We start from the raw sequence: 25,129 nt of genomic DNA, 5'->3' as shown, positions 1-25,129 counted from the left end.
AGGAATTACGATGAGCAAAGTTCTGGTCCTGAAATCAAGCATCCTGGCAACTTATTCACAGTCTAACCAACTGGCTGATTTTTTTGTTGAACAATGGCAAGCCGCCCACGCTGATGATGAAATCACGGTTCGTGACTTAGCCGCTCAACCGATTCCGGTATTAGATGGTGAACTGGTTGGTGCTTTGCGCCCTTCAGATGCAGCCCTGACGCCGCGTCAACAAGAAGCTCTGGCACTCTCTGATGAGCTGATTGCTGAATTGCAGGCCAATGACGTGATTGTCATGGCAGCACCTATGTACAACTTCAACATCCCGACGCAGTTGAAGAACTATTTTGACCTGATTGCCCGTGCTGGCGTGACTTTCCGTTACACCGAGAAAGGCCCGGAAGGTCTGGTTACTGGCAAACGCGCCATTATTCTGACCAGCCGTGGCGGCATCCATAAAGATACCCCAACTGACTTGGTGGTGCCTTACCTGCGTCTGTTCCTGGGCTTTATCGGGATTACCGATGTGGAGTTCGTGTTCGCAGAAGGTATTGCTTATGGTCCTGAAATGGCGACCAAAGCACAGGCAGATGCCAAAGAGTTATTGGCTCAGGTGGTTAGCGCTTAATTAGCCAATGTAAATAAACACTTAACTTTCGCGCACTGGCGGGTGTCTCCGCTAATGCGCGACTGAAATGACCTTGTATTACCCTCGTTTTACCCACTCGTTCATTTATTCAAGATAGTGTTTGTATTCAGCGCACCTTAGGGTGCGCTTTTTTTATGCTCTGGCAGCGGGCTCCTGCGCTAACAACGCCATGGCACTCTCTTCATCAGTCACTAATCCATTCACCCAATGGCCGCTGAGCACCGCTTTAATAGCCTGATGTTTCTCCTTACCCCCCGCAATGGCAATAACCGGCTTCTCTGGCTGAATACGCAGACTGGCGCTGGTCAAACGCTTATCTAATTCGTAGCTCACGCGTTGACCATTAATATCGATAAAGTTGCCCAGCATTTCTGCCACCACATTCGATCCCAGCAACGCATCAACATCAAGCTCGGAGATAAAACCATCTTTATGCAGTGGACAGTGATACCCCATGGAGCCGATACCGATAAACGTGACATCCGCTTGCGCGGCTTTCTCTGTCACCGTGCGATAAATACGGTGATTGCACCACAGGTCACGATCTGCGGCACTGTCGGCAAACAGTGGCGCGGGCAAAATAAAATAGCGCCCTTGGGTTTTCTCCGCCATCCACAGCGGAACGTCATAGCGGGTACAAGAACCATCAGCAGCAATCGCCCCGATAAGTGAAACGCAGCTGTGCTGCGGGCGCTCAAAATCAGGTAACTCGTCGATAGCCGCTTTCAAGCTACGCCCTGAACCGACACCAATAACCAGTGGCTGCTCTTGGCGTAAAAATTGCGCCATAACCTCGGCGCCCGCCACGGCGACAGCCCGCAGAATACCGGCGCTGTCCATTCCCAAACTGGGCACCACCTGACATTGATGCAAACCATACTGCTTTTGCAGTTGATCCGCTAACGCCATACAGCGGCCAACCGGATGAGCAATGTTGACACTGATTAGCCCATTATCAATCGCACAAGCCACCAGCCGCTGCGCAACCTGACGCGACACACCCAACGCATCAGCAATTTCATGCTGAGTCTGCCCGGCAACGTAATACATCCAGGCCGCTCTGGCCGCCTGATCCAATTTTTTATCACTCTTATGCATGGGATTATCTACGTGGATATCTGCGTGTGAAGTCACCATGTTAATCATTTTACGCCGCTCTTTGGCAGATTTTTATCTCTGCTGTCATTTATGTGAGCTAAAGCCCAACTAAAGGGCAAAAGTTACACTAATCTATCGCAATTAGAGCAAATGCCCCACTAAAGGGCTTATGCCCAAGATTTATCTTAACGCCTACTGTGATTGCGGAGAACATAATGAATACTGAGCTGAACTCAACCCCTGCTGTATGGCTACATATTGGCGCTGGCTCCTTCCATCGTGCCCATCAGGCCTGGTATTTACACCGTTTGCGGGCCATGGGAGATAACCGCTGGTCAATTGCGCTGGCTAATATTCGTGACGATGCCGCCCCTTTGTTAGCAGCACTCGCCGCACAAGATGGCGAATACACGCTGGAAACGGTCACCCCCGCCGGTGAGCGCCAGTACGAGAAAATCACCTCGCTGCGTAACATCATCCCGTGGGATAAAGAACTGAGTCATCTCGTGGAACAAGGTAGCCGACCAGAAACCCGCGTGATCTCCTTTACCGTCACCGAAGGCGGCTACTACCTAGATAACCAATTTAACCTGCAACAAGATAACGCTGATATTCAGGCCGATCTTAATGGTGATTGCCGGACAATTTACGGCGCGGTCAGCCGCATTTTATTGCAACGACAACAAATGCAGAGCGGCCCGGTGACACTGCTGAATTGCGATAACCTGCGCCACAATGGCGAGCGTTTCCGCCATTGCCTGCTGGAATTTCTTGCCCTGCGCGACCAGCAAAGCCTGCTGAGTTGGGCAACCAGCCAGACTCGCAGCCCCAATACCATGGTCGATCGCATTACCCCACGCCCCTCTGATGACATCGCCCCACGCGTATTGGCGCAAACCGGTTTTGCCGACCAAGTGCCCGTGATGGGGGAATCATTTATCCAGTGGGTGATTGAAGATGATTTTATTGCTGGCCGCCCGGCACTGGAGCAGGTTGGCGTAGAGATGGTGGCGTCCGTATTGCCATATGAAGAGGCCAAGATCCGCATTCTCAATGCCAGTCACAGCTGTATTGCCTGGGCCGGCACCTTGATGGGGCAAAGCTATATTCATGAAAGTACGCAAACCGAGGCTATTCGCCAGATGGCTTATGACTATGTCACTCAGGACGTCATTCCATCTCTCTCACCTAGCCCATTAGATTTAGCCAATTATCGTGATGTGGTGTTGGACCGCTTCAGTAACCCGTATATCCGTGACACTAACCAACGCGTCGCCGCTGATGGTTTCTCCAAAATTCCCGGATTTATCACCCCGACTTTAATGGAGTGCTACCAACGAGGCGATATACCAGCCGCCACAGCCATGCTGCCCGCCCTGTTCTTTGTCTTTATGGAGAGCTGGCATCAAGGCACCCTGCCATATGAATACCAGGACGGAATGCTGGATGCTTCTGCCGTTCACGCCATGTTCCAGTCAACCGACCCGGTCGGCCTGTTTGCCCGCGACAGCAAACTGTTTGGCCCTCTCGCCAGTGATCGTCAGTTTGAGCAGTTATTACGCCAATCCATTGACCGGGTAAATGCCTGGCTGGTAGCGAACCGTTAATTATCGATGAGGAATGGCTATGTATCTTGGACTTGACTTAGGCACATCAGAAATTAAGGCCGTGGTAATTGATGATCGGGGGCAAATTCTGGCCAGTGAGGGCGAGCCGCTCACGGTTCAACGCCCACATCCACTGTGGTCAGAGCAAAATCCAACTGACTGGTGGCAAGCCACACAGCGCGTAATGGCTCGTCTGCGCCATAAAATTCCGCAACGCTGGGGGGAAATTCTCGCCATTGGTCTATCTGGCCAAATGCACGGCGCAGTCTTGCTCAACCGAGAAGACCGCATCTTACGCCCGGCCATTTTATGGAATGATGCCCGCTGCGCCGAGGAGTGTGAGGAACTGACACGCAATGCGCCACAGCTACATCAAATTGCCGGAAATCTGGCGATGCCCGGTTTTACCGCGCCTAAGCTGCTGTGGGTGGCTCGCCATGAGCCAGAGATTTTCTCGCAGTTGGCAACTGTATTGCTACCCAAAGACTATCTTCGCTGGATGATGAGTGGCGATAAGGTCAGCGACATGTCTGACTCTGCCGGCACGCTGTGGCTGGATGTAGCAAAGCGCGATTGGTCTGACTCCCTGCTAGCAGCCTGCGGATTATCACGCGATATGATGCCAAGGTTGATTGAAGGTAATGAACCCAGTGGTTATCTGAAAGCTGATATTGCTCGCGAATGGGGTTTATCCGATAGAGTCGTGATTGCGGGTGGTGGTGGTGATAATGCTGCCAGTGCCGTCGGGATTGGTGCTATCAATCCTGGTGATGGTTTTATCTCGTTGGGGACATCCGGCGTATTGTTCGCCGTCAATGATTGTTACCGCCCGAATCCCCAATCAGCCGTTCACGCCTTTTGTCATGCTCTGCCACACCGCTGGCATCAAATGAGTGTGATGCTAACCGCCGCCAGTGCCCTGCGCTGGTTATGCCAACTGCTGGGTACCAATGAAACCACCTTGCTGTCAGAAGTGGCCCAACTTAGCCGGTCAGAGCAGCGGTTGGCCCCCATTTTCCTGCCTTATCTCTCCGGGGAAAGAACGCCGCATAATGACCCATTAGCTACGGGTGCATTCCATGGCATGACCCATGCGACCGACCGGGCAGCATTAGGCTATGCGGTGCTGGAAGGTGTCACTTTCGGTATCACGGATGGCTTAAGAGTCTTGCAAGCAGCCGGAACCCAACTCACTCAAGCCTCGCTGATTGGTGGCGGTGCTCGCAGCCTGTGGTGGGGGCAACTGATGGCTGACACCCTTAATTTGCCTATCGTCACCCACAGTGGCGGAGAAGCAGGCGGGGCTTTAGGCGCGGCGCGCTTAGGGTGGTTGGCGGCAGGTGGCGATGAGTTGCGAGTTTGCACTAAGCCGCCAATCGATCAGCGGTTTATTCCTGATATTAACCGGCAGGATGCCTTATTTTCCCGCCTGGAGCGCTTCCGGTTGCTGTATCAACAGCAAAAACAGCTACGCCAATCATTACTACAATAAAAACCTATTAGCTGTCCCTACAAACCTGTTTCTATCAACAACAAGCTAGCGCTGATGCGCCAAAGGAACTTGCCATGCAAAAAAAACCTACCCACTGGTTTGGTTTGCCGATGAATTTGTTCTGGGGTTACGTTGCCATTGCCATTTTTATGAGCGGTGATGGCTTTGAAATGGCCTTTTTATCCAAACACATCACGGATATGGGCTTCTCCCCAGCACAGTCAGCCTTCGTATTTACGCTCTATGGACTGGCCGCCGCGATAGCCGCCTGGAGTTCGGGTGTTGTTGCTGAAATCATTACACCACAACGCGCCATGCGGATTGGTTTTATCCTTTGGGTCGTCATGCACTGCCTGTTTATGGTGTTTGGTTTAGGGATCAAAAGTTATCCGCTAATGCTGTTGTTCTACGGTATCCGTGGTTTGGCATATCCATTATTTATCTATTCGTTTGTTATGCTTATCGTGCAAAACGTACCTAAGCAACAGCTCTCTTCGGCCATGGGCTGGTTTTGGGCGATGTATTCCATCGGGATTGGGGTGATAGGCAGTTATTTGCCAAGCTTTACCATCCCAATGATTGGCGAAACCGGTACTTTATGGTTTGCCATTGTGTGGGTTACGGTTGGCGGCATGATGGCGCTGATACTGCTGCGCAATGTCGGCACCGCCAGCCCCAAGGCCTCGCTCTCTAACAAAGAGAAAGTAAAAGAACTGTCGCGCGCAGTGACGATTTTATTTACCAATAAGAATATTTTCTTATCCTGCCTAATCCGCATCATCAACACGTTATCGCTGTTTGGCTTCGCCGTGATTATGCCGATCCTGTTTGTTGGCAGACTCGGTTTTACTATGTCCGAATGGCTACAAATCTGGGCTGTATTCTTCTTCGTGACTATTTTCACCAATATTATGTGGGGGATTTTGGGCGAAAAGATTGGCTGGATGCGGCAAGTGCGCTGGTTCGGTTGCATTGGTTGCGCCCTTTCCAGCCTGGCGTTTTACTATATTCCGATGCACTTCGGCCATAATTTCTGGGCGGCACTGATCCCGGCGGTGATGCTAGGGATAACCGTCGCCGCCTTTGTTCCAATGACCGCCGTGTTCCCAGTGTTGGAACCGGAGCACAAAGGGGCTGCTATTTCGATTTATAACCTGTCTGCCGGCCTGAGTAACTTTGCCGCTCCGGCGATAGCCTCTCTGGTGTTGCCATTCTTCGATATCGTGGGTGTAGTGTGGGTTTATACCGCCCTCTATCTGATTGCCGCAGTGCTGACCCTGATTGTCAAAGTGGAGCAACCGGGCCACGTCGATACTTATTATCGCCCAGAGTCACTCAATAGCATTAATGGTCATCCTGCGGCTGTCAGCTTACAAGTTGAGCGCTAACAGCACTATTTTTTGATCGAATGTAACCGTCTCCGCCATAAAAAAACGCCCGTTTCATGCGGGCGCTTTTTATCAATTGGATGAGGTCGGTACAGTAATGATCAGCGCTGCATCCATTGACCATTAATTCCGCGCACATATTCACCCGCTGCCGCACGGTTAACCAGCTTTTGCCCCGCCAGTTTGGCAACATCCTCGGTTGAGATATGATTTTTCTGCGCCACTTCTTGGTATTTCTCTGCTCTGGCGATATTGATTTGCTCCACCAGCGCCAACGTTTCAGCGTCTTTTTTCACCGGAGCTAAATAGCCGCTCAGTGTTTCTCCTACCCGGCCTTGCTGCTTGGCCTGTTCTAAGGTCAGCGCCAATACCCCCGAGCTAAACAACAAACTGCCACTCAGTACCACAAAGGCCAGAATCGCGTTAATCAACCGTTGCTTGCCACCAACCCAGCCTGAAGTTTGCTTTTTCATCGTGGCTCCTTAGAATAGATTGGATTGATTTTTAAGTAAATTTTCTACGTCTTTATCCACTCGGATCTGGATTTCATGCTCGATTTTGACGTTCATATTGATAGTGATAGGTTTTTCTGGCGTTGCTACCTCAAGGCGTAAACAGCCACTGAGCAGGAAAATGCCCAACACTATTGCCACACGTTCCCATGTTAAGATCTTCATTCCTTCGCCCTCGCCGGTATTGCTGTTGGTTGTAACGAGATAGTGGGTTTTAGCGAAATATTTTGCTGTAACCACTCTTGTAAATTGTCACCAAAACGCAGGCTACGCCAGAGTTGGAACACATTTTCCTCGTGTCGATAATTCAATACTATCTCTCGTTTTGAGTTTTTCTGCGTATTTACCCCATGGATCTTCGAGCGTAACGTCAATTGGCCCAAATTATCCAGATCCACCGTGGCATAAGATTGATAAATTTCCATATAGCGTAACCAGTCAATCGCCGCACCGGCAACAAAATTACTGTCACTGATTGAATTGGCCAAATCCTGATCCAAACGCAGTGTCACCATACCCTGATTGGCAAACCAGCCGTTACGCACCAGCCACTGCGGGTTATTAAGATACAGGGGCAATTCGCCGTTCACTTTACCCGACATGGCAAACTGCTTAGGTTGCAGCACGGTAAATAGCTCACTTAAGTCGATGGCGGTTAATTTCAGCACCGCCGCATCATGTTGCGGTAAACGCAAAGCAGATAAACTCAAATGGCCTTGCAGAATATCCATGCCAACATTACTTAAGGTCAATGGGGCATCTTCTGAATAAGGGTAAGTCCCTTGAAGGTCGGCGGTAATATTCTGCATTGTAAACAAGTTAGTCACCGAGGCAATGCGCAGCATAACCGGCTCTTTGGCCCCTAACTGCCAACGGTGATTTTGCAAGCGATACGACATGACGAAATCCAGCCCACTCAACTCGCCCTCTTTCAGCCACATCCCGCCATTCTTCACCACCCAATGCCCACCCGCCGTGAATCCTTGTTCACGGGCCGCAGAGAAGGCAGCTTGGGCATAAAGCTCCCCATCACGCAGCTTAATTCCTAACTCCGGCGCAATCAGCGGCTGGAAAACCGTTAGTGACTGTTTCGGCCACCAGCCCTCACCACGTAGACGCTCACCATCCCAACGCCCGCGCAGTGGAATGGGCCCAATGTTCTTGGCCTGTAATTTCCCCTGCCACAAGAAACTGTCCGGGCTCTGGCCATTGAGTTGCAGTGACAATAAAGCAGGAGGCAGATACCCGCCGCCATCACTGAACGCCACTTTTTTCGCGCCTAGCTCCAACCCGGCAATAAAGGCCGGATGATGGTTATCTCGCTGCCAGGTCAAGGGTTTCACCAAGGTCAACCGTGGCGCTTCAACCTTGACTAGCCCATATTGCAGATGGTCAAAACCGGTCGATAACTTCTCGAGCGTGATAAGCGTCCCCCGCCAATTCCCGGTGCCGCCCATATCCCAACGCGCAGCCAGTGGTGGTAGACGACCATTGCCCCAATAGCGCCATTGCCAGAGACCTTTATCAGGCCAAAACTCTTGCGCCTGGCCATCAAGATGGAGATTGAAATCACCCCAATAGCTGTCCTGTGCATCCACAATAGCTTGTAACCGGCCAGTCACACCGGCGGCGGTGACCTTGACACCCGCTAACGGCCAGCGGGCATCTCTGATGCGCAATTCCGGTGTCACATTACCATGCGCACGCAACAGTGCCCCCGGATGGAGAACCCATGTCGGGTTCAATACTGAACCACTCAGTAGCCCGGGAATAGTGGCATTGAGTATCATATGCTCCAGATTAGCTTGCCCACTGAGCTGAAACTTTAAATTGCTGTTGATCATGCTCAGATTACCCGGCCCGAGTGTCAGCACAGCATTACCTTTGCCACTTTTTCCCGAGGTTATCACGTTGATTCGGGCATCAATCGAGGTCTGATCCAGCCCCTGATCCCAATCATGCAAAGTGAGATTAATGCCACCACTTAAAGGCTGCTGAGCATATGGCCACTGCCATTGCCCAGCAGTAATCTGAATTTGATTGGGAGTGATGTGCCAGGGCAGCCGCGCCAGCGGAGTGTCATCGCCGCGCTCAGTGAGTGTCAGAACGCCCTGCAGCTGCGCCCAGCTCAAATTTAATAATAGCGGCTTAGACAGATAACCGGTCGTCAAGACACCGTCGAGCGCCCCCTGCTCTGGCCATTCATCCAGTGACAGGGGGATTTTGATTTTGCCACTCAGTTCAAATGGCTGCGGAGTGCCGGGCACTGCAATAGAGAATTGGTGCAGACTCAGCTGTTGCTGTTCATCCAAAGTGGCAGCAAAACTCAATTGTGGCCCTTGATAATGTAACTCTTGCAGCAATTTTTTCGGGTCGGGCGAGGTCAGCGTCAGTTTGCCAGCATATTGTTGCCACGGCGTAATTTGCAGATTGGCGATGTTCAAATCCAATACGGATAACTGCTGTTGCCAATTTGCCAAATCTTGCGCAGCGCTGTCGCCACTAACCGGTAATTGGCTAAGGCAAGCGGTATCCAAGGCAACCTGATTAGCGCCTAATAGCCAGCGGCCCTGATGATAACCTACACTCAATTGCTCAATATTAGCGAGCGTGCAATTTTGCACCTGATAGCGCAATTGGGGGACACGCAATGCGCCATCACGCCAAACCGGCGAGCTGGATAAAATAAGCTGGCTCCCCGCGGGCAGCCAATACTGTGCAATTTTGGGTAACCACTGCGGCAGGGTTTTCCATAATATCATCAGAGAAACTGCGCTGATTAATAACAACCAACCCACTATTTTTGCGCATTTAGCCATGACTTGCCTTGTTTTATACCCTACACGTCGTCCAGTGTGCTTTAATCTGTGCAGCTTAAAGTACTGCAAGATACCATAATCAATAACTCTGCCCTTGTGATATGCCTAGAACTGCTGCCATTGAAAAGCGGAATAAAAACCTTACCTCATTGGCATAGGAATGTTACAAGCGCCCCATTCACTTATTATTGTGGCAAATTGTATGATTTATTCAAATCTGTTAGATTGATCACAATATTTTAGCGGAGTAATCATGATGAAATTAGCCGTTTACAGTACTAAACAGTATGACCGCAAATACCTCGAATTGGTCAACAAAGATTTTGGCTTTGAATTAGAGTTTTTCGATTTTCTGTTGAGCCCAAAAACAGCAAAAATGGCTGTGGGTTGTGATGCTGTCTGCATTTTCGTCAATGATGATGGCTGCCGCGCGACATTAGAAGAGCTGAAAGATGCCGGTGTTAAAATTTTGGCATTGCGCTGTGCTGGCTTCAATAACGTGGATTTGGATGCAGCGAAAGAGCTAGGTATTCAAGTGGTTCGCGTTCCGGCCTATTCTCCAGAAGCGGTGGCGGAACATACTGTCGGTATGATGATGAGCCTTAACCGTCGCATTCACCGTGCCTATCAACGTACCCGTGATGCCAACTTCTCGCTTGAAGGTTTGATTGGCTTCAACATGCATAACCGCACGGCGGGGATTATCGGTACCGGTAAAATTGGTGTGGCAACCATGCGAATCTTGAAAGGTTTCGGTATGCGTCTGCTGGCCTTTGACCCGTATCCAAGTGAGCAAGCACTGGAGCTGGGTGCTGAATATGTTGATCTTAAAACCTTATATGCTGAATCTGATGTTATCTCGCTGCATTGCCCGATGACACCGGAAAATCATCATTTGCTCAATAAACAAGCGTTTGATCAAATGAAGAATGGCGTGATGATCATCAATACCAGCCGTGGTGGTTTGATTGATTCGACGGCGGCGATTGAAGCGCTGAAACAGCAAAAAATTGGCTCCCTCGGCATGGATGTCTATGAAAACGAACGTGACTTGTTCTTTGAAGACAAATCCAACGATGTCATTCAGGATGACGTTTTCCGCCGTCTGTCTTCTTGCCACAACGTATTATTTACCGGGCATCAGGCGTTCCTGACCGAAGAAGCGCTGACCAGTATTTCTGCAACAACCATGCAGAATATTGCTCAATTGGTAAAGGGTGAACATTGCCCGAATATCATTTCGGCCTGAGATTAAAAGAGCAGCACGGTAATACCTAATAATCTGGAGTTGCAGGTGGGCAGCAAGTGAATCAGCCGCCTGCAACTTCAAGGCCGAAAGCGATTAACGTGCCGGACACGCACCGCGCATTAATGCCCACTCTTCGCAACGTTTGCCGTCAGGTAACTGGCACATCCCCACACTGCCACCATTAAGTTGTTTAGCAACCGTCAAGACGCCCCCGGCATTGGCACAATTCACTGCCGCTGGATTCGACATATTAAGATTATGGTGAACATTGGCACTGGTGGCTTGTTGTACCGGTTCATAGGCATCATTATTATTTATGGCGGTATCCGTGGGATCATTGCTGCTGCAAGCGGCTAAAAAAAGCACAGCACCACCCACTAACCAAGATAATACTTTCATTCTTTTGCTCCGGCATGAGAAGTATATAGCGTTATATTTGGTTTATATAATATCTGTTATAATTAAAACACAACATAAATAAGCAAAAATGCACTAATTTAATTTAGCGCAGATCACCGTCAGCCGCCGAATTATCACGTTACTTTAGTGCTCGAGTTAAATAAAAATAATCAAAGCAATATTAATCAGAGTGTAAATCAAACACCTACAGTCTGAACGAAATACAATGGGAATAATTATGATCACTGATTTACTGCTACGAATTGCCTTGGCAGGTGCATTAGGCGGGCTAATTGGTATTGAGCGTCAATTACGTTCCAAAGAAGCGGGATTGCGCACCCATATTTTAGTGGGGATCGGCAGTGCCATGTTTATGATTGTGTCGAAATATGGCTTTGAGGATTTACTGACATTAGATCACGTCAGTTTTGACCCCAGCCGTGTCGCAGCACAGGTCGTCAGCGGTATGGGGTTCCTTGGTGCCGGGACCATTATGATTCAAAAACAGATGGTTAAAGGGCTGACAACCGCCGCAGGGATGTGGGTGACTGCCGCCATTGGTCTGGTGATTGGTAGTGGCCTGTACCAGATTGGCATTTATGGCACCCTGATGACACTGGTGGTGCTGGAGATCTTCCGTCAATTAAGCAACCGCCTGCTGGGTCAGCATCATTATGTCTATATCAAACTGTTACCGCAGAGCGTACCCCGCCTTTTGGTCGCCCTGGAGCAATTGCGTCTACGCCCGATTAACCTGTCGGTGACCCAAAAACCCGAACAGAGTGATGCGTGCTGCGAATTGACGATGGAAGTGACATTGTCACCCAGGAAAAGCTTGGACAAGGTGTATGCCACATTATTGGCCATTGAGGGCATACAGCAGTTAGATATTAAATAGCGGGATTGGCCACTGTCAGCCAGACTGGTTTGAAGGTAATAATAATGTGCCAACTTTCCGCGTTATCTTTTGATGGTGATAACGCGGAAAGCGGATGCGTACTCCCCGCATCCACTACCGATAATTAATGCATCGGTGTCTTGGACAGTAAGTTAATCACCAATACGCCAGCAATAATCAACGTCATACCGGCGATTGCGGCCCAATCCAGTTTCTGCTGATACATAAATGTGGCGGCAACTGAGACTAAAACAATGCCTAACCCTGACCAGATGGCGTAAGCAATCCCCAATGGCATGGTTTTTACTACCTGCGATAACCCCCAAAAGGCAACCCCATAACCAATAACCACCACCACTGAAGGCACCAAACGAGTAAAGCCATCCGAGGCTTTTAGCATGGTTGTTGCCACCACTTCAGCCACAATTGCCATCATTAAATACATGAAACCATTCATTATCACTCTCACATTTCAGTATTGAGGCGACATTATGCCCACTCATCATTAAATGTTCATTAAATCTATTTGTACTTCACAATTATTTCACAAACCAACTTAAACCCAGCGCAATATTTGCTCGCCATCATTGCTAACAAAATCTAATTACAGTCATAAATAGTTTTCTAATTGTAATAATTATTATCTGATAGTCACGATATAGCCTATCCCCAGCGAATTCCTTATTCCAGCATAAACATCGCCACACAAATGCGATAACTGGCAAAAATACTCTCTGCTAGAATTTCTCTATTAGTTCAAATAGCCAAATAGACCCAATAAATTTCAATATGCAGAAAGGCTGATTCGCTGCATGACAAGCAATGTGAAGGTATAAATTAATGATTACAACTGACGGTAACAGTGCAGTAGCTTCTGTGGCCTATCGTGCCAGTGAAGTTATCGCTATCTACCCCATTACGCCAAGCTCTACCATGGCTGAACAAGCCGATGCCTGGTCTGGTGACGGTAAAGTCAATATTTGGGGCGACGTTCCCCGCGTAGTTGAAATGCAGTCGGAAGGCGGTGCCATCGCCACCGTGCATGGTGCCTTGCAAACTGGGGCGCTATCAACCTCATTTACCTCTTCGCAGGGCTTATTGTTGATGATCCCCACGCTGTATAAATTGGCGGGCGAACTGACACCATTTGTCCTCCATGTGGCGGCTCGAACCATTGCCACTCACGCACTGTCTATTTTTGGCGACCACTCCGATGTCATGGCTGTACGCCAGACCGGTTGTGCCATGTTATGTGCCAGCAGTGTGCAGGAAGCGCAAGATTTCGCCCTGATTTCACAGGTAGCGACCCTCAATAGCCGCATTCCATTTATTCATTTCTTTGATGGTTTTCGCACCTCACATGAAATTAATAAAATCGTGCCGCTTAGCGACGATACATTGCGTCAGTTACTGCCGCAAAAAGGGATTGATGACCATCGTAGCCGTGCTTTGTCGCCAGATCATCCGGTGGTGCGCGGCACCTCAGCCAACCCTGATACCTATTTCCAGTCTCGTGAAGCGACAAATCCTTGGTACAACAATACCTATCAGCATGTTGCTGATGCCATGCAAGCATTTGCCGCCGCCACCGGGCGTGAATATAAACCATTTGAATACTATGGCCATCCACAAGCTGAGCGCATCATTATCTTAATGGGATCAGCGATTGGCACCTGCGAAGAGGTTATTGACACTTTGCTGACTCGCGGTGAGAAAGTCGGTGTGCTGAAAGTACGGTTATTCCGCCCCTTCTCCGCAGAACATTTTTTGCGTGTTTTGCCGCCATCGGTGAGTAAAATTGCAGTATTGGATCGCACCAAAGAGCCCGGCGCATTGGCGGAACCACTCTATCTGGATGTGATGACCGCGCTGGCCGAAGCCTATAGCCGTGGCGAACGAGCAACCTTACCGAAAGTGATTGGTGGCCGCTATGGTTTGTCTTCTAAAGAATTTGGCCCGGATTGCGTACTGGCGGTATTCAACGAATTGTCATTAGACTTGCCGCGCCCGCGCTTTACCGTGGGTATTTTCGATGATGTCACCGGTCTTTCATTGCCGCTAACGGATGAGAAAATCGAGCAGCGCGCCACCCTCGAGGCCTTGTTCTACGGCCTTGGCAGTGACGGTTCGGTTTCCGCGACCAAAAATAACATTAAGATTATCGGTAACAGTACCGCGCTGTATGCGCAGGGTTACTTTGTTTATGACTCCAAAAAGGCCGGTGGTTTGACGGTCTCACACTTGCGCGTCAGTGAAACACCGATTAATTCAGCCTATCTGGTCAGCCAGGCCGATTTTGTCGGCTGCCATCAGTTACAGTTTATTGATACTTACCAAATGGCCGAGCGGCTAAAACCCGGCGGTATCTTCCTGATTAATACCCCTTTCAGCGCCGACGAAATGTGGCAACGTTTGCCCCAAGAAGTCCAAGCGGTATTGCACCAGCGTAACGCCCGTCTGTTTGTCATTAATGCCGCGAAAATTGCGCGCGAGTGCAAGCTAGGCGCTCGCATCAATACCGTCATGCAGATGGCGTTCTTCCATCTGACACAAATATTGCCCACGGCAATGGCGCTGGAGCAATTACGGGCAGCGATTGACCGCAGTTACAGCAATAAAGGGTCAGAAATTGTCACCCGCAACTGGCAAGCACTGGATGCTACCCTTGATGCGTTGGTAGAGATCCCGCTGCAACCGATTGATGAAAACAGCCCGATGCGCCCGCCGATCGTCTCCGACCAGGCACCGGACTTTGTTAAAACCGTGACCGCAACCATGCTGGCGGGTTTAGGGGATGCATTACCCGTCTCCGCCTTCCCACCGGATGGCACTTGGCCGGTGGGCACAACTCAGTGGGAAAAACGCAATATTGCTGAAGACATTCCTATCTGGCAGCCTGACCTCTGTACCCAATGCAACCATTGTGTTGCCGCCTGCCCTCATTCAGCCATTCGCGCCAAAGTGGTGCCACCACAAGCCATGGCTGGCGCACCCGATAGTTTGCAGTCGCTGGATGTAAAAGCACGCGATATGCGCGGGCAGAAATATGTTTTGCAAGTAGCACCAGAGGACTGCACCGGCTGTAACCTGTGTTATGAGGTCTGCCCGGCGAAAGATCGCCAAAACCCAGAAATTAGAGCCATTAATATGAGGCCGCGGCTGGAACATCTGGTGGCAGAAAAAGCCCACTATGATTTCTTCCTCAAATTGCCGGAAATCGATAAAACTCAGATGGAACGGATTGATATTCGCACCTCTCAGCTGATATCACCGCTATTTGAATACTCTGGCGCTTGTTCTGGTTGTGGTGAAACGCCATATATTAAATTGCTGACCCAGTTGTATGGCGACCGTCTGTTAATTGCGAATGCCACCGGTTGCTCGTCAATCTATGGTGGTAACCTGCCAACCACGCCTTACACCACCAATGCAGAGGGGCGTGGCCCGGCTTGGGCAAACTCACTATTCGAGGATAACGCCGAGTTCGGTTTGGGCTTCCGCCTAACTGTCGATCAACATCGCCAGCGCGTTATTCGTTTAATCACTCAACTGGCGCCGCAACTGCCGTCAGAACTGGTCAGCCAACTGCTTGAGCAACAGGCAACACCTGAAGTTCGCCGTGAGCAAGTCACGCAACTGCGCCAGATTTTGCGGGAAATCCCGGGCAATGATGCTCAGCAATTAGCTACTGATGCCGATTATTTGGTGGATAAATCTATTTGGCTGATTGGTGGTGATGGCTGGGCCTATGACATCGGCTTTGGAGGTCTTGACCATGTCCTCAGCTTGACCGAAAACGTCAATGTGCTGGTGCTGGATACCCAGTGTTACTCCAACACCGGTGGGCAGCAATCCAAAGCAACACCTTTAGGTGCGGTAACTAAATTTGGCGAACACGGTAAACGTAAGGCACGCAAAGATTTAGGTGTCAGCATGATGATGTATGGCCATGTCTATGTGGCGCAGATTTCATTAGGTGCCCAGCTCAATCAGACGGTGAAAGCCATTCAAGAGGCTGAAGCTTATCCAGGCCCGTCCCTGATCATTGCTTACAGTCCTTGTGAAGAGCACGGTTATGATCTTGCCTATAGCCATGATCAAATGAAGCAATTAACCGCCACTGGCTTCTGGCCACTGTATCGCTTCGATCCGCGTCGCGCCGATGAAGGTAAAGTGGCGCTAGCGCTGGACTCCCGCCCACCCAACAGCGACCTGACCACCACACTGTTGAATGAGCAGCGCTTCCGCCGGCTCAATACCCAAGAGCCAGAAGTGGCGGCGCAACTGTATGCCGCAGCGGAAAAAGACCTGAAAAAACGCTATGACTTCTTAAGTTTGTTGGCCGGTAAGGCGGATAAAGCGCCAACAGAGTAATAGATTCGTGCGTGCCCCCACAAGCCAGTCGGTTTTTACTGACTGGCTTTTTATATTGTGACTATTTTTATTCCTCTTCATTTTAAAGTTGAAATTTCGCCGTGTTAAATAAAATGCTAACTTAGCATCAGTTAAAAATTTAACGTATTATTTTTATATGCATATCAAACTGATGACACTACTTAATATTATTTAAAATACCCTTTCAATGATAAGGAATACTTTATGCAGACCTGGATGTCTCATCTTAGCGATTCAATGTTATTAAGCCAAATATCCATACCTGGGACGCATGATTCGGCATCATTTAATATAAATGTTTCTGGTGCTGGTTTTACTCAAACTCAGTCATGGAACATTAAAGAGCAGCTTGATAACGGCGTGAGGTTTTTGGATGCCAGATGCCGTCTTATTGAGGATGTATTCACTATGCATCATGGGGCGGTCTTTCTAAAACAACAATTTGGCGACATGCTTAAAACCTGTGTTGATTTTTTAATTCGCCACCCTACTGAGTTCATTATTTTATCGGTTAAACAAGAGCATACAGCAGAGAACAGCATTACACAATTTCATGAAGTCATGCAGAAACGCTATGTTAAACAATATAGTAATCTATTTTATTTACAGAATAAAATACCTAGGCTTAACGAAGTCAGAGGGAAAATAGTTCTGCTACGGCGTTATTCTGGTGGCGACATTGGCATTAATGCGAATCCGTGGAAAGACGATACCACCTTTAAAATTAAAAATAGCGGTTTCAATATCCATGTCCAAGATCATTATGCTGGCTATAACGCATTAAATATAAATTTTAAAAGGAAATTTGTAGCCGCTTTACTCTCAGAAGCAAAAAATAAACGTCCTCAGGATTTGTTTATTAATTTTATCAGTGTATCGGGATTATTAATGCCGTATACCGGCGCTGCCGGTCATCATTTAATTGATGGCATGAACGTCTGGGTATGCAAGCAATACCGCGAGAAACAAACAATGGGCATTATTGTTGCTGACTTTGTCGATGTTGACGATGGGGACATTATTAAAACAGTCATAAATTCAAATATTTTTGTATAAGCGACTCTTCAGCCCTTCGCTAAAAAAGACTGACTCATAAATTAAAATACTAATATATACGCTTATTGAATGATAAACTTGTGCCATAGCGACAGTGCACCATTATGCCCCAACTGGATATGAGTCAAGAATAAATGCAAGAGAAACAAGTAGTTAATCAAAAAGAACAATACAATTTGAATAAATTGCACAAGCGCCTGCGCCGCAATGTCGGTCAGGCGATTGCTGATTTTAATATGATTGAAGAAGGCGACCGCGTGATGGTTTGCCTCTCTGGTGGTAAAGACAGCTATACCATGCTGGATATTTTGCAGAGTCTGCAAAAAAGTGCCCCAATTAATTTCACTCTGATTGCGGTCAATTTGGACCAGAAGCAGCCGGGGTTCCCTGAAGATATCCTGCCAGCTTACCTGGACAAGCAAGGTGTGGAATATAAGATTGTTGAAGAGAACACCTACGGGATCGTCAAAGAGATTATTCCTGAAGGGAAAACCACCTGCTCACTGTGTTCGCGTCTGCGTCGTGGCATTTTATACCGCACCGCCAGTGAACTGGGGGCAACCAAGATAGCCCTTGGTCATCATCGCGATGATATTTTGCAGACTCTGTTCCTGAACATGTTCTATGGCGGAAAATTAAAAGGTATGCCGCCCAAGCTGATGAGCGATGATGGCAAGCATGTGGTCATTCGCCCACTGGCCTACTGTCGTGAAAAAGATATTGAACGTTTCGCTGTTGCCAGAGAGTATCCGATTATTCCTTGTAACTTATGCGGCTCGCAACCTAACCTGCAACGTCAGGTAATCAAAGATATGCTGCGTGACTGGGATAAGCAGTATCCAGGGCGCATTGAAACCATGTTTAGCGCCATGCAAAATGTGGTACCGTCGCACTTAAATGACCATAAGCTGTTTGATTTTAAAAGCATTACTCATAATAGCGAAGTGGTGGATGGCGGTGATTTGGCTTTTGATCGCGAAGAATTACCCCTACAACCTGTTGGTTGGCAGCCCGAAGATGATGAAGAGAGTGAAAAACAGCCTCTGATTCGTCTTGATGTGCTAGAAATCAAATAAAGCGCGGATAGCTATCGCCTCGTTCCCTCCATGGTTCAGAGGCGAGTTCTCTTGTTTGTTTTAACTGCTGTTTTGCCAAAAAAAACATAAAAAAATGCCGATGTTGAGACAACATCGGCATCGTAACAATTATGTGCTATGCAGTAATTCAAAATAAAAGTATTACAAATATGGAGCGCAACGCCCATCGCTTGACGTTGCATTCACCTGCAAAGTGATAATGCCTGAGTCATAACCGCTGAATCTTGATATGGCTCAATTTTGCAGTGATTAACCCCTGCTCTGGCATACTCTTTTACTCACCTGTCTAGCACCCATTAGAGCCATTTACTGCGCTTTAACCACCAAGCAACAACCACCACCAAAACCACTAACATCATGCAGAATGTAGCGAAACCAAAAGAGTAGGTATTGCCGGGAATGCCGCCAAGGTTGACGCCAAATAGCCCGGTCAGAAAGGTAGTCGGCAAAAATACCATGGCCAATAGTGACATGGTATAGGTTCGCCGGTTCATAGCATCCGCCATTAACGAGCTAATTTCGTCGGACAACACTGCCGTGCGCGCAATGCTAGAGTCTAAATCCTCTAAACCACGCCCTAAACGCTCAGAAATTTCCTGCATTCGGCGGCGATCATCATCACTCATCCACGGCAAGCGCTCACTGGCCAGCCGGGAAAAAACATCACGCTGAGGTGCCATATAGCGGCGCAACACAATCAACTGTTTACGGAGCAGCGCCATCTGCCCGCGCTGCGGAATTTTTTGTTCCAGCAAATCATCTTCAAGATCGATAATTTTGTCATGCAGATCCTCGATAAACTCACTGGTATGGTCCGTCAGACCATCAACAATTTCCACCAGCCAATTGCCACTGTCTATCGGGCCAGTGCCACTTTGTAAGTCATTAAGTACATCATCGATGGAGTAAACTTTGCGGTGCCGGGTCGAGACGATTAACTTGTCTGTCATATAAACCCGGATAGTGACTAACTGATCTGGGCGGGCATCATTATTAAAATTAATACCTCGCAGAGTTATCATGGTGCCATCGCCCAAGCGAGTGACCTTAGGGCGGACACTCTCGCCAGCCAGCCCATCACGAACTACCTCTGGCAATAATGGGGTATTTTGCAGCCAAGCGGCACTTTCCGGGTAGGTGTAATCCAGATGCAACCAGCAAGGTTGCTGCGCAGTGGCGACAGCATCAGTGCTGATGGATGTCACTCCCCCTTTACCATCGAGCTGATAGGCATAAACTGCATCCGAGACTTGCAGTGCTTTCCCTTCGACTACATCCACGACAACATCCTCTATTTCGGCATTTATCATGCAATTAGCTCAGTGTAGCGCTAGCAACCTGATCTTTAAAGCCGATGTCCGCGGATAGCCGCTACCCCGAGTAAAATAGCGACTATTCGGCAAGAATTATCATCGATAACAGCTGAGCCTAATATATTCATCAAGATTCGTGGCATGAAAATATTGCCATTAAACCGATATAGTTAAGGATACATAAGGATAAAGTCAGCAGGCGCCGCTCAGGCTTTGAGGTACAATTTTCACTAGTTACCACGTTGTATATTCAAGGAATATTGATTATGGAAATCAGCTTCATTACGTTAATGAAAGCATTAATTGGTGGCGCGGGAGCAGGGTTTGCACTAACTGGGGGCTTATCATTTTTAGTCCCTGCATTGACGGTTACGGCTTCCCTTGCATTCACATTTGCAGCAATTGGAGGCGTACTCATAGCTGGTGCCTATCTGGGCAAAGTTTTGGTGAACTAAATTGGAGCTACTCTCCCCCCACTGGTACTCACCACAGACAACCGATGAGTTGACCAAGTTTTACTGTATTATCTGTATCTCTTACATGCTAATACATATTATTTGGGATTGTATTTCAAAAAAGACGCCACCATTTGCATTAGAAAATCTGCAATACAAACTTAATGAGTTATATTCATCATCAACTTTTGCGACCAGTTCATTCTTTTTTGTGATGATTATTGATATAAAGAATCCATTGAGATCTTCAGATGCTTTTATTTTTCCATTAATCGTGGCGTCATTGACTGGATTTATGATTTCCATCTCTGCTATTGTACCTAAGCGGCATAACATAAAATAGCCTTATATTCTTTACATCCTTAATTAACTATTGAATATAAAAAGCCACCGGTTAATACCAGCGGCTTATTTATTACGATAAAATTAATGTTTGATGATGTACATAGTGTGACTATATGCCACATCTTCAGGGTTAGTAATAGGATAGCCTTTTACCCATGGCTTAATTAAGCGTCCATTAGTGAATTGATATATTGGTGCTATCGGCACTTGCTCTGCAATAATTTGTTCGGCTTTATTATAGTCATCACTTAATGCTTTAGGGTTAGTCTGTTTACCCGCTTCACTCAATAAGCGGTCATAATCTGCACTGTTAAATTTGGCAATATTACCGCTGTGAGTAGATGTCAGCAGTGATAGAAATGTCGATGGCTCATTGTAATCCCCCACCCATGATGCACGAACCACATCAAAATTCCCGGTATTACGGCTATCAATGTATGTCTTCCATTCCTGGTTAATCATATTGACATCCACACCCAAGGTTTTCTTCCACATGGAGGCAATAGCAATAGCCAATTTCTGATTATTATCAGAGGTATTATACAACAGTGATAATTTTAGTGGTTTATCAGGGCCATAGCCTGCAGCATGTAATAGTGCTTTAGCTTGAGCATTTAATTCTTCCTGATCTTGCTGCTGCAACAAGTTCGCCACAGGGTGATAGCCCGCAGTAACGTCAGGCGTAAAGTGATAGGCTGGTTTCTCTCCGGTACCTAATACTTTTTCCGCAATAATTTTACGATCTATGGCATAAGATAGCGCTTTGCGCACTCGCACATCATTTGTTGGCGCACGCTGCGTATTGAATGCGTAATAATAAGTCCCTAATTGATCCGGTGTATAAACCTGCCCCGGAATATCTTTTAATAATTTTTGATATAAATTTTTCGGGAAGGACTCTGTAATATCAATGTCACCCGCTTGATAACGTTTAGTGGCATTGGCTTCCTGATTAATGGGAATAAACGTCACTTTAGTCAGCACAGTATGAGCATGGTCCCAATAATGGTTATTGGGGACTAACACTAACTTTTCATTCACTACCCTATCTTGTAATTTAAATGCACCATTTCCAACCAGATTACCCACTTTAGTCCAATCATTACCATATTTTTCAATTACAGTAGCGGGGACTGGGAATAAACTGAAGTTTGCCGTCAGGCTTGGGAAATAAGGTACCGGCTTGCTGAGTTTAACTTTAAGCGTATATTTATCAACCGCACTGACCCCAAGAGTCTCTGGTGGCATTTTCCCCGCAATAATCTGTTGCGCATTTTCCATTCCTGCCAGTTCTGCAAACCAGGCAAAAGGAGATAAACTTTTAGGGTCCACCAAACGACGCCAACTATAAACAAAATCTTGCGCCGTTACCGGTTCGCCATTGGACCATTTCGCATCTTTGCGTAAGGTAAATATATACGTTTGGTTATCTGCTGTTTGCCACTTTGCCGCCACGCCCGGAATTATTTGGCCGTGCGCATCTTGATTAACCAACCCCTCGAACAAATCTCTGGCAACCTGAGCCTCTATTAACCCGACCGCTTTCATCGGATCGAGGGAGGCTGGTTCATCTTTAATATGACGAACAATTTCTTGTTTTTCAGCCAGTACGGTGCCTGCAGGGACATCAGCAGCATTGGCTGCGCCCAGCGCTGTGCCAACTAATGCGGCACACAATGCATAACGGAAATAGCGCATAATTGATAACCTTTTCGTTGTTCCATTTCAGCGAAAGTGCAAAAGTCTAATAAGCATAAACTAGCAGATTAAACATCATAATAACGGCCGTCGAATACTCGATTTAGTGGCCATCTAATGCAGCCACAACCCAGCGCTACAATCACCAGCCAAATTTAACTTTCATCTTTTTTGAATCATTACCCAGTTTATTACCAAATATCTTATCTTATTGATTCAAAGTAATAATGTTAGATGCTATGTTGAATGTAATATAAATATATGCGAAATAACAGAGATTATCATGAGCCAACTTCGCCCCCGCACAGCACGGGGAAATCTGGTTACGCCAGGGAAACACTACGGCACATCCCTACTGGGAGCACCACTGCTTTATTTCCCTGCACTCAATCCATCAGTTGATACCGGCTTGATTATTGCTGGCACTCATGGTGATGAAAGTGCGGCAATTGTGGCCCTCTCCTGTGCATTGCGCAGCATCTCGCCACTACAGCAGCGCCATCACGTAGTCTTGGCGGTGAATCCTGACGGCTGCCAACTGGGGCTACGTGCCAATGCCAATGGCGTTGATCTTAATCGTAATTTTCCAGCTAAAAATTGGCAGGCCGGAGATACCGTCTATCGCTGGAATAGCGTAGCTGATGCACGCGACGTGGTGTTATCGACCGGGGAATACGCCAGTTCAGAACCGGAAACTCAAGCTTTGTGCACATTAATTGACCAGCTTTCCCCCAGTTGGGTCGTCTCATTTCATGAGCCGCTGGCCTGTATCGAAGATCCCGACAGTTCAGAGCTGGGAGCATGGCTCGCCGACAATTTTGAATTGCCACTGGTCACCAGTGTTGGCTACGCCACGCCGGGTTCATTTGGCAGTTGGTGTGCTGAGCGCAACTTACCTTGTATTACCGCGGAGTTGCCACCAATCTCAGCCGATGCAGCCAGTGAATGTTATCTGGCCGCATTGATTGATTTACTGACACTGACGGATTAAACCGATAAATCGATAGCCCCCGTAGAGAAGTGTAAGCCGTCATCGACATCGCGTTCCAACCAGGTTGGGCCGTCCAGATCGACAAAACGAGCGGCGGGTGCCAGTGGTAATGCGGCGCGGATCGCCCGTGACGTGCACAACATACAACCGAGCATAATGGCAAATCCCATCGATTTTGCCTGCTCGGCTAATAGCAACGCCTCAGTTAACCCGCCACTTTTATCCAGTTTGATGTTAACCATGTCGTAGCGACCAACCAGACCGGCTAAGTCAACCCGTGTATGACAGCTTTCATCGGCACAAATAGGCAGTGGATGGATAAAATTCTCCAATGATTCGTCCTTACCTGCGGGCAGTGGTTGCTCTAACATTGCCACGCCTAAATCTGCTAATAACTGGCAACGAGCCGCTAAGCCCTCTGGCTGCCAAGCTTCATTGGCATCGACGATTAAGGTCACTTCAGGGGCGGCACTGCGAATAGCGACTAAACGTTCAGCAATAAGATGGTCATCCAGCTTGATTTTTAATAGTTTAGCGCCAAGACGTGTTAATGCACTGGCACTGTATGCCATGGCTTCCGGCGTACCAATGCTGACAGTCTGGGCCATGGAAATTGCAGGGATCGCAGGGATATGGGCCCGCTGCCATAAACTTTGCTGATTCTGTAAGCACTCCAGTTGCCATAACGCGCAATCTACCGCATTCCTTGCCGCCCCGGCTGGCAAGAGCTGCTGCAGCTCCTCGCGTGAAATACCATATTCTATCGCACTTACCACCAGCGCCAACTGAGCCATCACCGAAGATTCACTTTCACCATAATGCGGATATGGCGTACATTCACCCAATGCACGGATACCCTCTTCCTCAATCTCGACCACCACAACTTTGGCTTCAGTACGGCTTCCGCGTGAAATAACAAACGCGGAGTGAAGAGGCCAGGCCTCAGGATAACAACGCATGGTTCTCATAAGGGTTCCTCGGCAGAATTCAGGCTTTGGCGTCAAGTGCGAGGACTTAACGTCAGTAAAATCTCAATTATTTGGCAAATTTCTCATATCCAAGCTGCCATTGTTACCTTAAACTGAACTTCGTGTTACACATCTGTAAAATGGAGCAAATAATGACACAGACAGTACATTTCCAAGGCAATCCAGTGACCGTTACCGGTCAACTGCCACAACCGGGCGATAAAGCTAAAGACTTTACTTTGGTAGCGAAAGATTTATCTGATGTTGCATTGAGCAGCTTCGTTGGCAAACGTAAAGTCCTGAACATCTTCCCGAGTATCGATACCGGTGTTTGTGCCGCATCCGTACGTAAATTCAACCAACTGGCTGGCGAACTTGAGAACACCGTCGTTCTTTGTATCTCCTCTGACCTGCCATTTGCTCAATCACGTTTTTGCGGTGCTGAAGGCCTGAGCAACGTTGTTACGCTGTCAACTTTACGTGGCGCAGAGTTCAAACAAGCTTACGGTGTAGCCATTACTGAAGGCCCATTGGCGGGTTTGACCGCACGCGCTGTCGTGGTTCTGGATGGTCAGGACAACGTGATCTACAGTGAGTTGGTTAACGAAATCACTACCGAACCAAACTATGATGCTGCTCTGGCGGCACTGAAGTAACCATCACGCCTTTGGTTTCATTAAAACTGAAGTCATGATGCAAACGGCTGACCCAT

General features: G+C 48.0%; 21 protein-coding genes. 12 read left to right on the top strand and 9 right to left on the bottom strand.

The genetic code is table 11. From position 1 onward, the window contains the following. Positions 1-10 precede the first annotated feature (10 nt). Positions 11-616 carry an FMN-dependent NADH-azoreductase gene (gene azoR / locus N0H69_RS13840; protein WP_050134497.1) on the top strand — a complete coding sequence of 202 codons (606 nt, stop codon included), beginning with the start codon at positions 11-13 and terminating at the stop codon, positions 614-616. A 153-nt stretch (positions 617-769) separates the two neighbouring features. Here azoR and N0H69_RS13835 read toward each other — a convergent pair whose 3' ends face one another. Next, a complete protein-coding gene (locus N0H69_RS13835; protein WP_050145958.1) occupies positions 770-1,735 on the bottom strand; it encodes a sugar-binding transcriptional regulator in 966 nt (321 codons plus the stop codon). A gap of 215 nt (positions 1,736-1,950) precedes the next feature. On the opposite strand from N0H69_RS13835, the gene dalD reads away from it, so the two are divergent. The 3 genes from dalD (at position 1,951) to N0H69_RS13820 (ending at position 6,222) form a co-directional block, all read left to right on the top strand. Further along, positions 1,951-3,342: a D-arabinitol 4-dehydrogenase gene (gene dalD, locus N0H69_RS13830; protein WP_050151184.1), complete on the top strand. Its 1,392-nt coding sequence runs from the start codon at positions 1,951-1,953 to the stop codon at positions 3,340-3,342. A 19-nt stretch (positions 3,343-3,361) separates the two neighbouring features. Continuing rightward, entirely contained in the window at positions 3,362-4,834 is a 1,473-nt protein-coding gene (xylB, locus tag N0H69_RS13825; protein WP_050107101.1) for a xylulokinase, read from the top strand. A 74-nt stretch (positions 4,835-4,908) separates the two neighbouring features. Continuing rightward, complete coding sequence (locus N0H69_RS13820; protein ID WP_050107102.1) at positions 4,909-6,222, top strand: MFS transporter; 1,314 nt, start codon at positions 4,909-4,911, stop codon at positions 6,220-6,222. A 101-nt stretch (positions 6,223-6,323) separates the two neighbouring features. On the opposite strand, the gene N0H69_RS13815 is transcribed toward N0H69_RS13820, so the two are convergent. The 3 genes from N0H69_RS13815 to N0H69_RS13805 are packed head-to-tail and all read right to left on the bottom strand — an operon-like array spanning position 6,324 to position 9,553. Then, positions 6,324-6,695 carry a YdbL family probable chaperone protein gene (locus N0H69_RS13815; RefSeq protein ID WP_050107103.1) on the bottom strand — a complete coding sequence of 124 codons (372 nt, stop codon included), beginning with the start codon at positions 6,693-6,695 and terminating at the stop codon, positions 6,324-6,326. Positions 6,696-6,704: 9 nt separating this feature from the next. Then, on the bottom strand, positions 6,705-6,899 hold the full coding sequence (locus N0H69_RS13810; RefSeq protein WP_032910206.1) for a YnbE family lipoprotein: 195 nt from the start codon (positions 6,897-6,899) through the stop codon (positions 6,705-6,707). Next, positions 6,896-9,553, bottom strand: a complete 2,658-nt coding sequence (locus N0H69_RS13805) for a YdbH family protein (protein ID WP_050296559.1) — start codon at positions 9,551-9,553, stop codon at positions 6,896-6,898. Before N0H69_RS13805 ends, N0H69_RS13810 begins: the two co-directional genes overlap by 4 nt. A gap of 256 nt (positions 9,554-9,809) precedes the next feature. On the opposite strand from N0H69_RS13805, the gene N0H69_RS13800 reads away from it, so the two are divergent. Continuing rightward, the gene (locus N0H69_RS13800; protein WP_050107196.1) at positions 9,810-10,802 is read left to right on the top strand and encodes a 2-hydroxyacid dehydrogenase; all 993 of its coding nucleotides are present in this window, start codon (positions 9,810-9,812) and stop codon (positions 10,800-10,802) included. 93 nt (positions 10,803-10,895) lie between these two features. Here the strand turns inward: N0H69_RS13800 and N0H69_RS13795 are convergent, their stop codons facing one another. After that, positions 10,896-11,201, bottom strand: a complete 306-nt coding sequence (locus N0H69_RS13795; RefSeq protein ID WP_050121302.1) for a putative hemolysin — start codon at positions 11,199-11,201, stop codon at positions 10,896-10,898. Between the two features lie 238 nt (positions 11,202-11,439). Between N0H69_RS13795 and N0H69_RS13790 the strand changes: the two genes are divergently transcribed. After that, positions 11,440-12,099, top strand: coding sequence for an MgtC/SapB family protein (locus N0H69_RS13790; protein ID WP_050107106.1), 660 nt, complete (start codon positions 11,440-11,442; stop codon positions 12,097-12,099). A gap of 124 nt (positions 12,100-12,223) precedes the next feature. On the opposite strand, the gene N0H69_RS13785 is transcribed toward N0H69_RS13790, so the two are convergent. Further along, positions 12,224-12,556, bottom strand: coding sequence for a DMT family transporter (locus tag N0H69_RS13785; protein ID WP_050107107.1), 333 nt, complete (start codon positions 12,554-12,556; stop codon positions 12,224-12,226). A 383-nt stretch (positions 12,557-12,939) separates the two neighbouring features. Here N0H69_RS13785 and nifJ point away from each other — a divergent pair, with 383 nt between their 5' ends. The 3 genes from nifJ to ttcA all read left to right on the top strand — a co-directional run bounded on the left by nifJ (position 12,940) and on the right by ttcA (position 18,626). Further along, on the top strand, positions 12,940-16,473 hold the full coding sequence (nifJ, locus tag N0H69_RS13780; RefSeq protein ID WP_050151182.1) for a pyruvate:ferredoxin (flavodoxin) oxidoreductase: 3,534 nt from the start codon (positions 12,940-12,942) through the stop codon (positions 16,471-16,473). A gap of 225 nt (positions 16,474-16,698) precedes the next feature. Continuing rightward, on the top strand, positions 16,699-17,550 hold the full coding sequence (locus N0H69_RS13775) for a phosphatidylinositol-specific phospholipase C (protein ID WP_050151181.1): 852 nt from the start codon (positions 16,699-16,701) through the stop codon (positions 17,548-17,550). A gap of 134 nt (positions 17,551-17,684) precedes the next feature. After that, a complete protein-coding gene (gene ttcA / locus N0H69_RS13770; protein ID WP_050107109.1) occupies positions 17,685-18,626 on the top strand; it encodes a tRNA 2-thiocytidine(32) synthetase TtcA in 942 nt (313 codons plus the stop codon). Between the two features lie 317 nt (positions 18,627-18,943). Here the strand turns inward: ttcA and zntB are convergent, their stop codons facing one another. Beyond that, complete coding sequence (zntB, locus tag N0H69_RS13765; protein WP_050107197.1) at positions 18,944-19,927, bottom strand: zinc transporter ZntB; 984 nt, start codon at positions 19,925-19,927, stop codon at positions 18,944-18,946. Positions 19,928-20,226: 299 nt separating this feature from the next. Here zntB and N0H69_RS13760 point away from each other — a divergent pair, with 299 nt between their 5' ends. Then, a complete protein-coding gene (locus N0H69_RS13760) occupies positions 20,227-20,415 on the top strand; it encodes a hypothetical protein (RefSeq protein WP_050121298.1) in 189 nt (62 codons plus the stop codon). Between the two features lie 426 nt (positions 20,416-20,841). Here N0H69_RS13760 and N0H69_RS13755 read toward each other — a convergent pair whose 3' ends face one another. Then, positions 20,842-22,458, bottom strand: coding sequence for a peptide ABC transporter substrate-binding protein (locus tag N0H69_RS13755; protein ID WP_050151180.1), 1,617 nt, complete (start codon positions 22,456-22,458; stop codon positions 20,842-20,844). A 283-nt stretch (positions 22,459-22,741) separates the two neighbouring features. Here N0H69_RS13755 and mpaA point away from each other — a divergent pair, with 283 nt between their 5' ends. Then, entirely contained in the window at positions 22,742-23,449 is a 708-nt protein-coding gene (gene mpaA, locus N0H69_RS13750) for a murein tripeptide amidase MpaA (RefSeq protein WP_050151179.1), read from the top strand. Here the strand turns inward: mpaA and ycjG are convergent. Continuing rightward, complete coding sequence (gene ycjG / locus N0H69_RS13745) at positions 23,446-24,417, bottom strand: L-Ala-D/L-Glu epimerase (protein ID WP_050151178.1); 972 nt, start codon at positions 24,415-24,417, stop codon at positions 23,446-23,448. The two genes, mpaA and ycjG, sit on opposite strands and share 4 nt — an antisense overlap. A gap of 152 nt (positions 24,418-24,569) precedes the next feature. Between ycjG and tpx the strand changes: the two genes are divergently transcribed. Then, positions 24,570-25,073, top strand: a complete 504-nt coding sequence (tpx, locus tag N0H69_RS13740) for a thiol peroxidase (protein ID WP_050134508.1) — start codon at positions 24,570-24,572, stop codon at positions 25,071-25,073. The last annotated feature ends 56 nt before the right edge of the window (positions 25,074-25,129 follow it).

It is taken from the genome of Yersinia alsatica (genome assembly GCF_025133195.1).
In the GTDB taxonomy this organism is placed as follows: Bacteria; Pseudomonadota; Gammaproteobacteria; order Enterobacterales; family Enterobacteriaceae; genus Yersinia; species Yersinia alsatica.
This window is presented reverse-complemented; position numbering and strand designations above follow the sequence as displayed.